15 protein-coding genes are annotated in these 17,606 nt (G+C 38.4%); 14 read left to right on the top strand and 1 reads right to left on the bottom strand.

Going from position 1 to position 17,606, the window contains the following annotated elements; all coding sequences use genetic code 11:
• Positions 1-48: 48 nt before the first annotated feature.
• The 8 genes from cas10 to RMY27_RS06125 all read left to right on the top strand — a co-directional run bounded on the left by cas10 (position 49) and on the right by RMY27_RS06125 (position 9,408).
• Complete coding sequence (gene cas10, locus RMY27_RS06160) at positions 49-2,343, top strand: type III-A CRISPR-associated protein Cas10/Csm1 (protein WP_322661389.1); 2,295 nt, start codon at positions 49-51, stop codon at positions 2,341-2,343.
• Positions 2,340-2,798, top strand: a complete 459-nt coding sequence (csm2, locus tag RMY27_RS06155; RefSeq protein WP_322661388.1) for a type III-A CRISPR-associated protein Csm2 — start codon at positions 2,340-2,342, stop codon at positions 2,796-2,798. The genes cas10 and csm2 overlap by 4 nt, the downstream gene beginning before the upstream one ends.
• The gene (csm3, locus tag RMY27_RS06150; RefSeq protein ID WP_322661386.1) at positions 2,795-3,862 is read left to right on the top strand and encodes a type III-A CRISPR-associated RAMP protein Csm3; all 1,068 of its coding nucleotides are present in this window, start codon (positions 2,795-2,797) and stop codon (positions 3,860-3,862) included. The genes csm2 and csm3 overlap by 4 nt, the downstream gene beginning before the upstream one ends.
• On the top strand, positions 3,859-4,911 hold the full coding sequence (gene csm4 / locus RMY27_RS06145) for a type III-A CRISPR-associated RAMP protein Csm4 (RefSeq protein ID WP_322661383.1): 1,053 nt from the start codon (positions 3,859-3,861) through the stop codon (positions 4,909-4,911). Before csm3 ends, csm4 begins: the two co-directional genes overlap by 4 nt.
• A 3-nt stretch (positions 4,912-4,914) precedes the next feature.
• The gene (gene csm5 / locus RMY27_RS06140) at positions 4,915-6,213 is read left to right on the top strand and encodes a type III-A CRISPR-associated RAMP protein Csm5 (protein WP_322661381.1); all 1,299 of its coding nucleotides are present in this window, start codon (positions 4,915-4,917) and stop codon (positions 6,211-6,213) included.
• Positions 6,207-6,977 carry a CRISPR system precrRNA processing endoribonuclease RAMP protein Cas6 gene (gene cas6, locus RMY27_RS06135; protein WP_322661379.1) on the top strand — a complete coding sequence of 257 codons (771 nt, stop codon included), beginning with the start codon at positions 6,207-6,209 and terminating at the stop codon, positions 6,975-6,977. Before csm5 ends, cas6 (RMY27_RS06135) begins: the two co-directional genes overlap by 7 nt.
• Before the next feature lie 2 nt (positions 6,978-6,979).
• Positions 6,980-8,236, top strand: a complete 1,257-nt coding sequence (csx2, locus tag RMY27_RS06130) for a TIGR02221 family CRISPR-associated protein (protein ID WP_322661377.1) — start codon at positions 6,980-6,982, stop codon at positions 8,234-8,236.
• Between the two features lie 110 nt (positions 8,237-8,346).
• Positions 8,347-9,408, top strand: coding sequence for a putative CRISPR-associated protein (locus RMY27_RS06125; RefSeq protein ID WP_322661375.1), 1,062 nt, complete (start codon positions 8,347-8,349; stop codon positions 9,406-9,408).
• A gap of 18 nt (positions 9,409-9,426) precedes the next feature.
• Here the strand turns inward: RMY27_RS06125 and RMY27_RS06120 are convergent, their stop codons facing one another.
• Positions 9,427-10,065, bottom strand: coding sequence for a Uma2 family endonuclease (locus RMY27_RS06120; RefSeq protein WP_322661374.1), 639 nt, complete (start codon positions 10,063-10,065; stop codon positions 9,427-9,429).
• A 125-nt stretch (positions 10,066-10,190) separates the two neighbouring features.
• Between RMY27_RS06120 and RMY27_RS06115 the strand changes: the two genes are divergently transcribed.
• The 6 genes from RMY27_RS06115 to cas6 (RMY27_RS06090) all read left to right on the top strand — a co-directional run bounded on the left by RMY27_RS06115 (position 10,191) and on the right by cas6 (RMY27_RS06090) (position 17,594).
• Positions 10,191-10,817, top strand: coding sequence for a DEAD/DEAH box helicase (locus tag RMY27_RS06115; protein WP_322661372.1), 627 nt, complete (start codon positions 10,191-10,193; stop codon positions 10,815-10,817).
• A complete protein-coding gene (gene cas3, locus RMY27_RS06110) occupies positions 10,798-12,846 on the top strand; it encodes a CRISPR-associated helicase Cas3' (RefSeq protein ID WP_322661370.1) in 2,049 nt (682 codons plus the stop codon). The genes RMY27_RS06115 and cas3 overlap by 20 nt, the downstream gene beginning before the upstream one ends.
• Before the next feature lie 206 nt (positions 12,847-13,052).
• Positions 13,053-14,888, top strand: a complete 1,836-nt coding sequence (locus tag RMY27_RS06105) for a hypothetical protein (protein WP_322661368.1) — start codon at positions 13,053-13,055, stop codon at positions 14,886-14,888.
• A complete protein-coding gene (locus RMY27_RS06100) occupies positions 14,881-15,843 on the top strand; it encodes a DevR family CRISPR-associated autoregulator (protein ID WP_322661366.1) in 963 nt (320 codons plus the stop codon). Before RMY27_RS06105 ends, RMY27_RS06100 begins: the two co-directional genes overlap by 8 nt.
• Positions 15,824-16,591, top strand: coding sequence for a hypothetical protein (locus tag RMY27_RS06095; protein WP_322661365.1), 768 nt, complete (start codon positions 15,824-15,826; stop codon positions 16,589-16,591). The genes RMY27_RS06100 and RMY27_RS06095 overlap by 20 nt, the downstream gene beginning before the upstream one ends.
• Complete coding sequence (gene cas6, locus RMY27_RS06090) at positions 16,569-17,594, top strand: CRISPR system precrRNA processing endoribonuclease RAMP protein Cas6 (RefSeq protein WP_322661363.1); 1,026 nt, start codon at positions 16,569-16,571, stop codon at positions 17,592-17,594. Before RMY27_RS06095 ends, cas6 (RMY27_RS06090) begins: the two co-directional genes overlap by 23 nt.
• The last annotated feature ends 12 nt before the right edge of the window (positions 17,595-17,606 follow it).

The following is a 17,606-nucleotide window of genomic DNA, read 5'->3' as shown; positions in this document are numbered from 1 at the left end:
CTCTTCCAGTTCAGATAGATTATGCAGTTTTGGTAATCAAAAGTTTTTATGGTGACAAGTTCTGAAAAGGTTGCATTACAGGTTATTCAACAGGCGATTGCAGTCTTAGCTAAATGGGCTGACTTTGCTTATCCTCTTTTAGATAATGAGTATCCAGAAGTTACTAAAGCAAAAAAAATATTAGGCTGGAAACAAGATACAGAAGTGGGAATACTACGTTTGTTATTTGACAAGGTAAATTTATCAGATGAAGCAGAGGAAAAACGAACAGAACTGCACTACCACCCATTGGTAGAGATCGATAATGATAATAAAGAATATCCTGATATTCCTTATCCTTTAAACTCCGAACCTACCCTAGAACAGCAAAAGGCTTTTAAAAAAGAGATTAATAACGAACTTTCAAAATATCTCAAGGATAACGGAGAAAATCTTTCTTTATTACTACTGATATTAGAAAAATTCTCTTCGTGTCTTAACTTTGGAGAATCGAATGTAGCTTTGGTAGATATAGCAAGGACTACAGCAGCCGTTGCAGTAGCTTTATTGAATAATCCTACTGAAGAAATTAGTTTAATTGCTGGTGATTTATCAGGAATTCAAAAATTCATATATAGCATTTCTTCAGAAGGAGCGCTTAAGTCATTAAGGGCGAGAAGTTTTTATCTTGAATTAGTTACGGAAGAAGTTGTAAACCAATTATTAGATCAACTTCAGTTACCAAGAACTAATATAATTTATGCAGGTGGTGGAAACTTATATGTTTTGGCATCTGGAACTGAAGAAAATCGAAATATTGTCAAAAAAATACGTCAGCAGTTTAATCAATGGCTCTTAGCAGAATTTCAAGGGAAATTATTTCTGGCTTTGGATTGTTTAAAATTTCCCATTACGGAACTCCAAGATAAATTTGCTAAAAACTGGTCAAATGTAACCAAAAGTTTAGCTATATATAAATCTCAGAAATTTGCTGAACACCAAATTAGTAAATTTATTGCACCACGTCATAGTTATGAACCTTGTCGTGTCTGTCATCGTGACGATGTAGAAACCTTACAACCTCTTAATAACCATGAGCCAGATTCAGTTTTAGCTTGTGGAATTTGTCGGAGTATGTTTGATTTAGGGAGTCAATTGTTTGGGGTCAAAGCAATTGTACGCTCAACAGATAAAAATATTAACAATACATTACATACACTCTCGTTTAAACTTCCTACAGGGGATATTCATTATCATTTATTCAAAAATTGGAAACAAATAGACACTGATTCTGATCAAGTTTTGTTAGTTAATGATTGGAAGTTAGAGCATTATCAATTTAAGCAATTTCAAAATGTTTTTCCTATATTATTAGGTAATTATGGAAAGAAAAGTGAGGAAAGCTCTGAGAATCTAGAAGAACTAATAGGCTTCATACGTGCTGGTGAAATGGCAAGAAAAGCCAAAGGTATACAGAGAGTTGGTTATCTACGAATGGATGTAGATCGATTAGGGCAAATATTTGCAAAAGGTTTAGGTGAAAAACAAAGTTTAAGCAGACTAGCCGGTTTGTCTCGCCAAATGAGTTATTTCTTTAAAGTGTACCTTAACAGTTTAGCCGCAGATAGAAAGAAAAACGTTTCTGATAAAATGAAACAGCTTACCCCAGATGACCAGCGATTAAATTTACTATTTATTTATGCAGGTGGTGATGATTTATTTATCAGTGGTGCATGGAATGAAGTCGTAGAATTTGCTTTTGATATTTATCAGTCATTTCGTATTTACACAGGTAATAATGAAGATATTACTCTTTCAGGTGGGATTAGTATTGATGATATTAAATTTCCCTTATATCAAGCTGCAAAATCTTCAGGAGAAGCTGAAGATGCTGCCAAAGGAAATGGTAGGGACAGCTTAGGGCTATTTGGCCAAGTTTTCAAATGGGATGAATGGCTAGGAATAGAAAATTTTAATAGTATTGGCGTTGATGCCCAAAAATATCTGGATTCCGAAGCCAAACCAAATTTATTTGGTATTTTCCCCTTTGTTCAGAGATTGAAACAGCAAGACATTGGGATAAATTATTCTCGTAATTTTGTACGTAACCTGCTCATCACTGCACAAATTCAAGAACAGGCATTAGAAAAGGTTAAAGAAGATAAAAAATCACAGGAGAAGGAGGCTTTAGCAACTCGGTACTATTTGCACTTGCCAAAGATAGCTTATACGCTAGCAAGATTACCTAAAGAGGTATTAAAAGATACCGATTTTCGTACTTCTTTGAAAAGTCCTTATAACGCGCCTTATTTTCGAGTGATCGCCACTTGGATTCAATTATTAAACCGTTCATCAGAATCATGACACAAACACCTATACCTAGAAACAGCGAAGATATTACCATCATAATGGTCAATAAAATTAATAAATTCACTTTAGGTTTCCAAGAATATGATATTCGTGAATTGGTAAATCATACGGAAAAACTGGGTCAACAACTTGTAATAAAACAGCTTAAAACTAATCAAATACGAAAATTTTTAGATGCTGTTAAACGTCTAAAATCAAAACTAGATAAAAGCGAAGAAAGAGATTTTAATGTAATTAAAGATGATTTAGTTCTTTTAAGACCTCAACTTGCTTATGCTGCTGCTCGGCAACAAAAGAATAACAAAGACTTAGGGCCAGTTGCTCCTTTTAAGCAAGTCTTAGAAGCAGCAATTAAACAAGTGGATACAACCAAAGACTTTGATAAATTTGTTCAATTAGTTGAATCAATAATTGCTTACCATAAAGCAGCAGGAGGGCAAGACCAATGACATTTTCAACAAAGAGATTTGAATCCAAAGAATTAGTAGGCAAGGTAACAATTAACAGTATTCTCAACGTAGAAACTGGTATTCACATTGGTGGTGGCGGTGAAAGATTAGATATTGGTGGACTAGATAAACCAGTTATCCGTAATCCTGTAACGCGTCATCCTTATTTACCAGGGTCATCTGTTAAAGGTAAACTAAGGGCAATTTTAGAGCGTTTATGGAAATTACCTCTAAATCGTCATGGTGGTAGTGGTACTTATCGCTACGAAAGTGATGATTTAGTAGATGGTTATACAGAAATAAAAATAGACAATACTCCAATAGTTATCAAATTTGATGGCTCTAGAGACTGCAAACTTTCCAGACTTTTTGGTTCAACTGGTACTAATTTTTGGGTGAATAGTGATGTTGCTAATCAAGAGAAATTAGAGCGTGTCCCTAATATTGAACAACGCATGATTATTACACAGGCTGATCAGACAAATAGATTTGCAAGATTTGCAAAACAAGGGGAAGAAGCTAAAGATGGAGAAATCAAAGAGCAATATGTCAAAGTTAAAGGACGAAATACACCTGCTCGTTTAATTGTGAGAGATTCTCACTTACTAGATAGCTCAATTGCTTTACTAGAACGAGTTGACACTGGTTTATATATGACAGAGTGGAAATTTGAAAACGGTATTGACAGAGTAACAGCAGCAGCGAATCCTAGACAGGTAGAACGCGTACCAGCAGGGGCAAAATTCGATTTTGAGTTAGTTTATACTGTCGAAAATCCAAAGCAAGCGGTTGAAGACTTGCAAAATATAGCGATCGCACTGGCTTTTCTCGAAGATGATGCGCTGGGTGGTCATGGTTCAAGAGGCTATGGAAAAGTCAAATTTGAGAACTTTCGGTTTAACTATCGCAGCTTAGAACAGTATCGCCAAATTGCCAATGCACCCCAAGGAACATCAGCTTTACAAACCTTAGACACCATTCCCAACACCCAAGCACTGTTAGATAACTTCAGAAGTTTACGCGAGTATATCGAACAGCGATTATTACCAGGAAATGAATCATGAGCGTCTGGAAATTAGTAAAACTTAACTTTGGACGCAATCTGGCTCACTTTGGGGAAGTGGGAATTGGTTTAGAAGAAACAAGCGATCGCGTCCGTTCAGATACTTTCTTTAGCGCCTGGGTAAGTAGCTATGCGCGCTTGTTTGGGAAAAAGACAGTAGAGGAATTATTACAGCTATTTCCCACTGACAAACAACCTCAAGGTATAGCCCCCTTTCGTATCAGTTCTACGTTTATCTATCGAGAGATTGATGAAGATACAATTTACTATCTTCCCCGCCCTCTGAAATTTCCCATCAACTACCCGGAGGATGATTTAGCATTTTTTAAAGCCTACAAAAAACTCAACTATTTACCTTTGGAAACATGGCAAAGATGGTATCAAGGAATAGGATTTACAACAGATGATGCTGAGGAATTAGAAAATTACATTCCTGGAAAAACCAAGGGCAGACTAGCAACAGCAGGAGTATTTGACTATAGCAAAGCTTGCAAAATTGAACAATTACCAAAAATAGCTATAGATAGAAATACCAGGGCTACAAACATTTATCATATAGGCTTTGTTCAATTTGATTGGGAGAAAAAACCCGCAGGTTTATATTTTCTCCTAAAACTCTCTCTAGAAGGTGAGAAATTAGCCGATAAACTCGAAGCTGCTTTACATCTTTTAGGAGAAGAAGGAATTGGCGGAGAACGTTCTAGTGGAGCAGGACGATTTGAAGTTAAATGGTCAGAGTTACCAGAAAATTGGCAAAGTTTAGTTAAGTTTTCTAGGGGAACTTACCACAGCCTCATGAGTTTATATTGGGATTTATCCATAACAACTGATTTTTTAGATAAAGCCAGTTATGAAATTCAAGAACGGGGTGGTTGGATAGGAGAAAGTCAGTTACGTCGTCAAATGGTACGGATGTTTAGTGAAGGTTCTGTTTTTTCTGCACCACCACAAGGAAAGCTGGTAGATGTCAAACCCCAGGAATTCAAAAAACATAGTATTTACCGAAATGGTATCAGCTTAAGTATACCGATTAAAGTACAGGAAAAATAAATAATGGTTATTGCACCTGAATCTCCACTGAAAAAGCCTGAATTTTACCAATCAAAACGGGTGCAGTTGACCAGTCCAATTTTACATATTGGCTCATTTGTATCTAGATTAAATTCTTTTGAATATGTGCAGACAGCCAAAAAAGTTTATCTTCCCAATCAAGCAGCCTTAGCTAAAGGATTATTAAAAAAAGGAGGAAGTTTTCTTAACGACTATATTCAAGCGATTGAAGAACATCAAGACATAACCAGACTTTTAAAACAAGCTTTTGGCAATGAATGGTGGAATGCAAAAGACACAGATGAAAACCCCATTTTTCCAAAAGATTCAATTAGCCAAAACTTTACGCAAGAAAAGATTACAGATTTACGTCCAATGATTCGGAATGGGATGGGATATTTATTTGTCCCTGGTTCCTCAATTAAAGGTGCAATTAGGACAGCTATAGCCTATCATTTACTCAAATACCCTGACCGTTATCAAGTACCTTTGCAAAATCGGGTAAGTGAAATTGAAGACAGACTGAAAAAAAGTTTAGGAGAATTGAAAAATAAGCATAAACAAAAATTTGCTGATGATCAACTATTTATGGAAAATTTATTTTCTAATTATACTCTCAACTATCAAGGTAAAACACTAACTGGTAGCAATCAAAACACAGACTTTTTACGCTGTTTGAAAGTTAGCGACTCTGAATCGATAATTGAAACAACAGTACCCAGTAAAACAGGTAAACCAATTCCTATAAATTTTTCTGTTGTCGCTGAAGTAATAGTTTCCAGCAGGTTTCCTGATTATTTAGCCAAATATAAAGCCCCTATCTACGCTGAGATGGTGCGGAATATCAAGACAGAATTTACTCTCACCTTAGATCCAGAAATGCTTTCATGGTTCCAGCATAAACAGGGAATGAAATTACCCTTTAATAACCTTGATGAACTACTGCAAATATGCCAAGATTTTGCTCAAGAACAATGGGACTATGAGCATGATTATTGGAACGTTATAGAAAATAATTATAAAGCATCTGGCAAGAACTTAGACTTTAGCCATATCCGGGATTTATACGAGCCAGAAAAATGTCCTTATACACTACGGTTAGGTTGGGGTAGTGGAATGACTGGAACCACAGTAGGGTTATGTTTTGACGACCAACTTAGAGCAGAAATCCGCGATATTTGTGGTATTCAAGCACCTGGTTTTGAAGCCCCAAAATCTCGGCGAACAGTCATGAATAGCAACGGGGAAATTAAATTTGTTCCTGGATGGGTGAAATTCAATACTTTAAAAGACCTATGCTAATTCACTCTACCTGGAGATTAACAGTATCTACATCAATAGTTTTACCTCGCCCCTATGGTTTGGAATTGGTAAAACAACTGCATCAACAGCTAGGTTTAGAAATGGGAAGCGAGACCATACCTGCTCTTTCTTACTCAGGGATAATCGGTTTTTATTCCACTGCCAGAGATTTTATTACCTTTCATCCAGAAGAATTTTACCAAATATCTCTATGTGGATTAAATGAAATTTCAGCAAAAGCAATTTCTCATCTAAATCTTACAGATTCTCTAGAATTTTTAGGTGCAAAGTTAAAAATTATAAATCGTCAAGATGAAATTACCAGCTATGAAGAATTATATACAAGTTTAGTAGGAAATGAGCCAGAACCAGCAAAATATTTTGACTTGCAGTTTATTACACCTACAGCCTTTGCTCAAAGCGGAGTAAATTTACCTCTACCATTACCTACATTAATGTTCCGTAGCTGGTTAGAACGCTGGAATACGTTTGCGCCTATTTATTTAGGAAGTGATGAATTAATTACTTATCTTAGTAACGCAATCGTCCTGAAAAATCACAAAATTCAAACGCGTAGTTATCAGTTAAATAAAAATTTTGTAAATGGGTTTGTTGGCGATGTAATGTTACAAGTTTTAAACCGCGCTGATCCTTTATTGGCAAATGTAGCTAATTTATTAGTTCAATACGCGCGGTTTTCTGGTACGGGAATGAAAACTCGTTTAGGGATGGGACAGACATTGATTAATACATCAAATAAATAGCTATGAAAATAATTATTACATTTTTAGGAATTCAAGCCAAGAAAACTACATATAGTTTTGAAGATAAAAATTATGATGGAGAAGTGTTTGCTGAAGCTTTGCATAAGTTTTGTAATTATGATTCTATGTTAGTTTGTGTCACCAAGGAAGCTAAAAAAACAACCTTTCCTATTTTAGAAAAGCTAAAAGATGAGCGTATACAAGCAGTTGAAATACCAACTGGTGAAACTACTGAGCAAATGTGGGAAACGTTTAAAACTATTACTGAAAAAGTAAATGAAAATGATAGTGTAATATTTGATATTACTCATGGGTTAAGGTCTTTACCATTTCTGGTTTTTTTGTTTGCAGCATACCTTAAAGTAGCCAAAAACGTGACAATTGAGGCTATTTACTATGGAGCATGGGAATTAGGATTTTCTAATAATGGTATAGCTCCAGTAATTGATTTATCAGAATTTGTGTCCATGATTGACTGGTTAACCGCAACAGAACGTTTTATAGAAATAGGAGATGGACAAGCACTAGCCAATTTACTCAAAACTGCTATTCCATCAAGTGTTGAGTTACGTAATAATCCTGCTAGTAGACCATTAAAAAGTCAGTTAGAAAAAACTGCTAAAAGTATTGAGACTATTTCATTAGCTCTAAATCTGACTCGACCAATTGAAACAATGCAATCAGCCACTAGGTTAGAGGAAATCTTAAAACAAGCAAAACCAAGCTTTGCTGAACGTGCTAAACCATTTTCATTGTTGTCAGAAAGAGTTGTTAAAGAGTATGGACAATTTGCTTTAGAAGATCCAACTAATCAAGCAGAATTAATTGAAAATTTATGGTTACAGTTACAAATGATTGAATGGTACATTCAGCGAGATAGAGTTGTACAGGCAGTAACTCTAGCGCGTGAATGGCTCATTTCTGTATTAGTTCTGAAATTTGGTGAACTAATGTTTGATAAAAATAAAGGTAGAAAATATGTCGAAGGTGCTATAAATAATGCTGTTGAAAATAGAAAAGCATTACCCCGTCCTATTACTCCTAGTCCTTGTGATGAAAAACTTACAGCTTTACCACAAGTAGAGGAACTGCTTAAAGTTTGGAGTCAAATGGCTGAACTACGTAATGATATTGCTCATGTAGGTATGAACCTTAATCCTCAACCAGCCTTAAAGCTGAAAGAAAAAGCTTTATCACTATATCCACAATTACAAAAAATTGCAGAAGAATTACTACCAGGGCGTGTAATTACTGAGTAAATATTTACAACCAAATTAATAAATATCCTAGTTTTTAAAATGATAAAAACCGTTATCTGTTCTGTGGGGACAAGTGCTACAAAAGCATTGGGAGTTCCCCAAAAAAATTAATGGATTGGGTGCAGCAACAAAAAAGTGTGGAAGATGCTGCTGAACAAGTGTTCTCTACTTTTCGTGAAATTGTCCCTGAAGGAGAAAACTTAAAAAATAAGTTATCTGCTGAAATTCACTCACTTTTTAGAATTGGTATTACAAATCAAGATAGAGTAATTTTGCTGTCATCAAATACAGATGATGGATACTGTTGCGCTCTTGCTGTTGAAAAATATCTCAAGTATTACAGTAATAGCATATATGCAAAAGCCGAACGAATTATAGGACTTCAAGTTGTAGATGCTGAAACTTTCAAAAGAGAAGGGGTTGTTAACTTTGTCAAACGTATTCTCCAAGAAGTTGATAGTTACGATCCTAGTAATATTATTCTCAATTCCACAGGAGGATATAAAGCTCTAGTTCCTTACACCGTTTTATTAGGTATGTTAAAGGGAATTAAGTGTGATTACATATTTGAGCAGTCAACTACATTACTAGAATTGCCACCGCTTCCTGTAGAGTTTAAGCGATCGCAATTTGATATATATAAAGATTTATTTGAAAAAATAGAGCGTGAGACAGAAATATCTCAAGCAGAATGGGAAGAAAGAGTTCCTTATATAGAAAAAAAACTTTTAGAACCTTTGGTTGAAGTGTCTAATAAACAAGTAACTATTTCTGCGATAGGTTTCTTATTCCTTGAGGAAATGCGTAAGCCTTCAGCTTTAGTTCCTTTTCTTTCTCAAAAAGCTATTAAAGATTGCTTTGATAACATAGCAAAATTAGATGACTGCGATCCATTTCGGTATCTATCAAAAGTTTCTGCTTCTACAGCAGCTTTTGAATCTGACAAACATATTAATGTGGGCAATGGACTATATTGGCTCAAGCCTGGTAGAACAACAGATCGTTATTTAGTATCTGTAGAAGGTTGGCGTATGTTGGTATGGAGAGCAATTCGTAAAGATCAGGAAGGTTCTGACTACCCAACTAAAGTTAAAGTTAATCCTGATAGTGAACGTCGAGCATATTCTCCATTCATGCGTGTAGATTCTGATAGCTACTACGAGTTAAAGTAAAGATAAATGACCATCGTCTTACCCTTCTTCATCCATCTGTCCCCTTACCCACTCCCTAATCGCTTGTCGGAAAACTCGTCTTCCCACCATACGGTATCTTTCAATTAGTGATGGAATTTCTTGAATATTCAGATTAGGAAACACTAAACTTGTTTCTTTTTCAAGATATTCCTCACCTTGCAACTGGTAAATTTTGATTTCTCCAGAGTCATAAGACCAAATTTCAGGTACGCCTAACCGTGCATAGATGGGAAAGCGATCTAAAGATTTGCTGGTAACATCAATTTCTAAAGCTAAATCTGGAGGTGGGTCTTGATTTAAATCAAACTTGAGTTTACCTCGAATTAAGGCTTCATTTTGAAAATAAAAACAATTATCAGATTCGATTCCAGCCTTTTTTAGTTCTCGCTTCCAGGTAGTTGAGCCGTAACACTCATAATCTAGCTCCAAAATATCAGCTGTATCTTTGATGATGTCACCAATTATTTCTTTGTAATATTCGTGTTCTGGTAACGGTGTCATAATCTCTAATGTGCCATCATCATAAGCTACCCTAGCTGAACGGCTTTCACCTAAATCTACTAATAAATTCTCAAATTTTTGCCAACTGATATTGTAAAGAACCACTCGGTCAGCGCGATGTTCAGTTAGCAGCATAATTCCTCGTAGAATCAGTAAGCAGTTAATGCTAGTCAGTATTCAGCAAAAACTTAGTATAAGTTTCCAAATTTATAACTGATTACTAACTAATATCAAAATCATCCTAATTCATTTTATCAATTATGATTGATGAATATTTCCAAACCCTCACGACCTACGCCCCGCGCAACTTTCAAGGAGAAGCGATCGCCAAACTCTTACAGCGCCAAGATATCCTCCTCCGCGCACCAACAGGATCAGGAAAAACAGAAACAGCGATCGCACCCTTCCTCTTCGCCAAAGCCCTGAATATAGACTTCCCCAATAAACTCATCTACGTTGTGCCTCTGCGAACCTTAGCTAACAGCCTCCGCCAACGTACTGAAACTTTAGTTGAAAACTGGGAAAAAGCTTATCTATCATCTCGTTCCCCTGTAGTAACTCTACAAACAGGAGAAAACCCAGAAGACCCCCGCTTTGAAGGTGACATTGTTTTCTGCACCATTGACCAAATGTTAAGCAGCTTCCTGAATATCCCTTACTCAGTCGGTCGTGGTTCTGCCAATGTTAACTCAGGAGCGATTTTTGCTTCATATCTGGTATTTGATGAATTACATCTACTCGATCCAGACCGTTCTTTCGCTACTGTTTTGAAAGTTTTACAACAAGTTAAAGGCATTTCCCCATTTTTGCTGATGACCGCGACTTTAACTAATGAACTTGCAACCCAAATACAGACGTTGGTAAACAATGGAAATTATTCAAGTTGAAGATGCAGATTTACAAGCCATAGAAGGCGATCGCTATCGTACATTTCAAGCCATATCCCATCCTCTTAACGCTTCGGTAATCCTGAATGATATTCAAACCAACCAGCGTAAACGACTAATAGTCATCTGTAACACAGTTTCGCAGGCTCAGGGTTTATTTAGGGATTTAGAGGAACTGAACTACGATGAGGGAATATTGCACGTTATATTGTTACATTCGAGATTCCTCCCAGAACATCGGGCCCAGAAAGAAACTGACCTGAAAACTATATTTGCTCAAAACTGGCAAGATGATGGGAATTGCTACGTTTTGATTTCTACCCAAGTAATAGAAGCAGGAATCAACATCACCTGCCAAGTCATGCATACTCAACTTTGTCCAATGAACTCGCTTTTACAACGGGCTGGACGTTGCGCTCGATTTGGTGGTGAGCAAGGAGAAGTTTATATTTATCCTAGAGTCGAAGTTAACGCAGCTTCTTGTAAAATAGCGATCGCAGATTTAGAACTAGAAGAATCATCAGCACCTAAAAAGCAAAGCTTTCTGCCATATCCTCAAGAAACCTGTGAACTCACATGGCTTGTGTTACAGGAACACAGCCAATCTGTACAGTCCAATGAGAATGTTGGATTTCGTACTGAAGAACAATGGATAAATCAGGTTCACACTACAGAAGACTTACTACAGCAACAGCGACGACTTAACAACCGGATGAATTTTGAACAACGCTTTGAAGATGCGTTTTTCAGAGGGGATCAATCTGCTGGGAGAGAATTGATTCGGTCAATCGATAGCCGTAGTGTATTTATCTGGGAAGAAGAGGGCTTAATTGATATTGAAGAGGAAGTAGTTGACCCCCAAAAACTGCTAAGTTTTTTGTTGCCTGTTTCCATGCTATGCAAAGTGTGGCGGGAGTTCCAAAATATGGAATTTGGAGCAGACTGGATTTTTAAGCAGATTGAAAACCCAAAAGGAAAATCAGAAACGTATAGTCAACCTGTTTGTACTCTAATTAAATCTCGTGAGGCACTGATTGGCAGTATACGGATTTTAGTTAATCCTCGCTATGTTCATTATGACGAACATATTGGCTTATTAATTGGCATTGATGTTTTCGGGAATCACTTCGTTTCTCCTGATAAGTCAAAACGTGTAATCGCTAGTGAGTATCGTTACCAGATGGACAATTATGTAGGGCATCTAGTATTGATGTGGAAATGCTGGCGGGAAGCATTTACAGTAAACCGATTAAAAAATGGAGTGTCCCAAGAAACTACTTATACTAGTGTTCGTGATGAACTGTTAGCGGCTGGTGGACGATTTATCAGAGGTAAAATTTTCCCGCAGGCGCAGGAGAAAGAAGCAGAAGCTTTATTTGAAATATTAGTATTTTTCGCTATTTTCACCCATGACCTGGGGAAACTACAAGTAAAATGGCAAGAAGCGATGCGGGGATGGCAAGCGATGGCTCATTCTTCATTCTCTGGCAGAAACCCCGGAAAACATTTACTAGCGCACACTGACTACAGCCCAAAAGATAGACACCAACGAGATGCCCTCAGAGACTATGAAAAGAAACACAAGCGTCCTAACCATGCTGTTGAAAGTGCTTACTTAGCCCAAGATATTCTTAAGCAATCGTTAGTGCCCCTACTGCAAGATAATTTCTTGGCAGATACAGAACAAATTAAATATATCTGTCATACAGTAATCATGTCCGCAGGTCGTCACCATTCTGCTTGGGCAGGAGGATGGGATCAAGCAGCAACGGCTAAGATTAAAAGTATAGAGTTACACTCAGGGGCAAAGCAAGCGATCGCCGATAGTTGGCGGAGTATTCATAGGTTTCTACCACAGTCATTACTTTTACCAGAAGCAAACTTGAGTAAAGATGTCTACCCGATTAAAAAAGACTTTGATTTAAATAGATTTACATCTGACGAAACTGAATATTTACAACTTTACTTACTAGTGGTCAGAGCCTTGCGCCTTTGCGATCAGCGTTCAGTACAGCTTCACAATAGCTAGCTATCACCGGAATCGACTAGCGAAGTCTTGATTTATCGCCTGTGCCCGCAGGTGTGCCATCACAAGTACAGCAAAGGAAGTATCAGTTTGCTCTAACTCTAATCAATAGGCTTCGTATTCGGAAAGGTCTGACATATTGGAATAGCCCTCTTCCAACGGGGTATAGAATCTTTGGAAGTACACAACGCTCATGGGTAAAACGCCAGATGATAGAGCGCCTATTTGTCACTAAAAAATTCGGGACTTATGCCGACACCTTTATAATGCTAGGTCTGGCGCAGCTTGTGGAATATGCCCTGAAAGCAACTAACCAAACAACTGACATTCAGCTTATAGATGAAGGAACACGCTACTGTATCCAATTGAAGAAGGCTGGCAATTTAGAGCCGATAGGTAAACTAAGTTACACCGACCCGTTTCCACCAGTCAAAGGTAAAAAGACAGATATCAGCAAAATACCCCCAGAAATAAAACCTTTTGACACAGTTGAGAAAAATGAAGAGCGTAAACGTTACCGAGATTATGTATTTCAGCAACGGGGCAAAGTTCAATTTAATGAAGATGCACCAGATCCACCCCATCCTAGTACTCAAAATGGTGTAGTCCTAACTTCCATGCGCCACGATCGCAATCATAACGAACTGTGGCAATTGGGTTGGCAGAACAAGGATGACTACGGCATTTTGCTTGTTACCCTCTTTCAAGCTTTTAGCCAAGAGAATTACTATAGCTTGGATGGAGAAACTAAGCAGGTTGCAGAGTTATTCAAACAAGCGACTGGTCGCCAGTTGCCTAGTGAGGCCAGTGCCGTGAAAGTTTATCTGCCCACATCAGTTCAGGGAGTCAACCGCATCAAGGCGGATACCAACAAAGTAGATTCCCAAAAAGCAGATTGGTTAAGCTTATGGCTGATTGCGGGAGGATTATTTAGCTTTGGGGTTGCCGAACGGGTCAAGATTGCCGAACGAGTTTATGACTGGCGAGTTGTAGCGTTGGAACCATTAGATATTCAGTTGAGCAAATATCGGGAGGTGTTAGATAAATTACGCAAATATAACCCACCTTCTGGAGGACATGGGATTGCCCGCTTTGATGCAGAGTTAGTGTTGCGGTTTTGTCAACAACTGCTCAATAGTCACCCATCTCAAGTTGATGCAGAAGTAGATGACTTTGACCTATGGCAACCGATTAACCATTTTGTCAGCAACTTTGTAGGCACTCACTTTGGCTCGAAAGGGCAGGTTTATGGTGTCAAAGAAGTTTTTAGTTTGGGGCTTCCTGGGTGGATTAGACCAGAAAATTCTGAGGAATTGACAGATTATTTGAAGGTTCTAAATGAGCATCTGTTTGTAATCGGTAGCCTATCGGCAGAAGAGGGGCACAGCGAACTGTTGGCTGCATATCGAGATTTTATTACTGGGACAAATCTTCGTAGGTTTTTTCGTTTTCAGGCCAGCTATGCCGATTACATAGTTAAACGCTTGGCAGATCCCAAAGCAAAACCTCCCCGTTTATTTTCAATTGCTGGACTGAACACTATGACTAAAAAAGACACAGATTTCACCAAAATTACTACAGACCCCAGCTTTCTCCGCATCGCCAAAGCAATTAATCAAGCAACAGTATATGCAGGGAAGGTAAAAACCCAACAGGGTGTTATAGAACTAGATTGGCAACGCACCTATGGATTGGCACAACGTTTGAGCAGTCAATCTGGCTCCAAGAAGGATTTTTTGAGCGAAATTACTGATTTTCTGGCTAAATACCAAGCAGAAAATTTACGGTTATCGGAACAACTTCTCAAGGAAAGCAAATCCCTAAGACGAGTTTGGACAACCAAAGAAGACTTAGATCGATTAGTTGAATTGGTTGAAAACTATGACACAGTACTGGTTGCTAATTTGTTAATTGCCTATGGGTATGCCCGTTGGACAAAGGCGAAGGAAGTGGATTTGGAAGATGAGAATGCGGATATTAATGACGAGCAAGATTTAAACAACTTGGAACCAACTGAAAATTTAGGAGAATCCAACAATGACTAAGACAAAATTTCCGATTTATTCAATTTCTATAAGCGGTGTACTATCCTGGCAACTTCATGCTCTGAATAATGAAGGCAACGAGGGCAATCAATCGCTAACGCGTCGCTACTACATTATTCAGAAAGACATGACTGAGCCTGAATATGTTAATGGAGTTTCCGGCGATATGCTCAAACATATCCAAGCAGAACATCTGCACCGGATTGCGATTCAGGAAGGACTAATACTTTCAGAAGGGGGCAAGCAATTTCATCCTGACCGTATTGGTTATGACTTGGAAAAAGGACTTCCGATTTTTACGCAGTCAGACACAGATTTAACTGCCAAAACGAACCAAGTACTCCAGCGTTGCACAATTAGCGACTTAGAGGGATTCATGGTGACAGTTAAAGGTGGACAAACTCTAAAACGGGAATCTGTAATTGAGTTTGGGGCGGCTGTGGGTTTACCAACCTTAGTCAAAACCCAAAGCTACTTCCATGCGAAATATGGGACAGATAACCCAACTCCTTACAATGTACAGGTCAGTTCTGGTTTATATGCAACTGTCCTCAACATTGAAGCTTTTCGCATTGGCTACAATCCCCATAATTTTAGCTACAGCATCGATCCTATTGAACGCAAAAAACGGCTAGATGTCCTACTAAAAAGTGTGCTTTATACCTACCTGCAACCTAATGGTGCAAAGCGCAATACCCATTTACCCCATCCTGACCATTTTGAAGGTGTAATTACTGTTAGCACTCGCCGTTGTCCCGCACCAATGCTCAGTCCCTTATCCGCAAGTTACAGCCGCCAAATTCATAGCTTGGCTGACACCCTAAATAATCTTAATGGTGCAGGTACAATTCACTGCTTTGATTTTGACACAATTGCCCAGTTCGCCGAACAAATTCAAACTCTAATTGAGCGATCGCAACCTTGGGAGAGTAACAATGCCGAAGCCATCGAATAAATCAAAATCCTCACTCTCAAAACAGGAGCAGGTGAAAGCAAGCTCCAACCAATGGTTAACCGTTACCTATCAGCCCGTTAGCCTATTCTCCCTCAAACGCTCCGATGCAACGAGCATGGCGGCTCGGTCGAATCTAGTGCCAACTCCTTATGCGATCAAAATGGCGTTGCTGAAAGTATTGTTGGAAAATCAAGGAAGACAGCATCAAAGTAATTTTGCTCAATGGATTAAAAGCGAATTTACCTGGATTCGAGACTTACAAATTTACATTTGGCCACCAGAGCAATTGGTTGTGAATCGCAACGGCTATAAACTCCGCTACTACGACCAAACTGCTGATAAGGTAGATAAGAGCCGGACGACAATACCCATGCAGGGAGGGTTTGTCTTTCGGGAATGGGTGTATTTACAAGGACATCTACAAATTTGTTGTGGTGGGTGCGATCGCTTGGCAGAACTAGAGCAGCTGTTTGCTCTAATTAACTACTTTGGTAAACGGGGCTGTTTTTTCCAATATCTTCCAGAATACAAACAAGAAACTTCTGAACCATTATTTCAACCAAATCTAATTACTGGATTTACAGCACAGCCAATGGATGATTTGGGTGAAAAGGCTACCTTTAACCGAATCAATCCTTTTTCCACTGACAAGGCACAACTGGATAAAGACCGAGTAATTAAACCTGGATTTCTACCTTTACGACTTGTTGCTACAAGCGCCCGTTATGACATCTACCAAAGATACTGAAGTCACATTCGCTGGACTTAGCGTAGTTCTCAAACAAGTAGAAACTTTAATCAGCCCCACTTCACTGAACTCTTGGCTATCCGAAACCCAGCTTTTACCAATTTGGATTCCTTTACGGATCAAAGAAGGTGTTACCAAAATTATGCCTGTATTGCCAAACTCAGTTTTATATCCAAATCTGATGGAATCTATTTGTCAGCAGATTGCTCAGAATACCTTAGTGGAGTGGTGGCAAAAACCCTATGAACTAACGGGGGTTGAGGTAGATTCTCATGCTTTGCATCTGATTCAAGTTGCTGTTGCATCTGCCGCGCCTCTGCCAACACTGGGACGAGCCATCCATGCTCAATGTTTTCAGTGGTTTGCGAATGCCGATACTGCCTTAGCTGAACACTTGCATCAACAAAATACCCTACCGTTAACTGTGGCAATGCAGTATGTTTCTCCACAAAAGATGCAGTTGAAAATTACCTTGTTGAAAAAAGAACTGCTAGCACCTTTACTTTGGGGATTAAGTACCAGCTTGGGAGAGTCAATCATGCTGGCAGGCATACCTTGCCAATTGAGGAAGTCGATAGATATCCTGCAAGCTACTAGTTTTGAAAAACTAGTACAGGTAACAACCCAAAACGTAATTGAGTTACGCTTTCTTTCACCTACTAGCTTCAAGCAAAATCGAGGAGTACAGCCTTTCCCACTACCAGAATTGGTTTTTAACAGTCTATTGCGCCGTTGGAACATATTTGCTCCACCAGAACTGCAATTTCCCGAGGTTGAGTGGAATGGTTTAGTTTCTGCTTATGACCTAAAAACCCATGCCTTAAAAATGGAAGGTGGAGCAGAAATTGGTGCCCAAGGATGGGTAAAGTATCGATTTTTAGATTCTCAACAAGCAAGAATAGCCACAATCTTAGCTCATTTTGCAACATTTGCGGGAGTTGGGCGCAAAACAGCGATGGGGATGGGGCAAGTGAGATTGGTTGAATCCCGCTCACGGGGCTGAACTAAAAATAGG

It is taken from the genome of Nostoc sp. DedQUE09, from assembly GCF_034530915.1.
In the GTDB taxonomy this organism is placed as follows: domain Bacteria; phylum Cyanobacteriota; class Cyanobacteriia; order Cyanobacteriales; family Nostocaceae; genus Nostoc.
The sequence above is the reverse complement of the archived record's forward strand: the minus strand, read 5'-3'. Positions and strand labels throughout refer to the sequence as shown.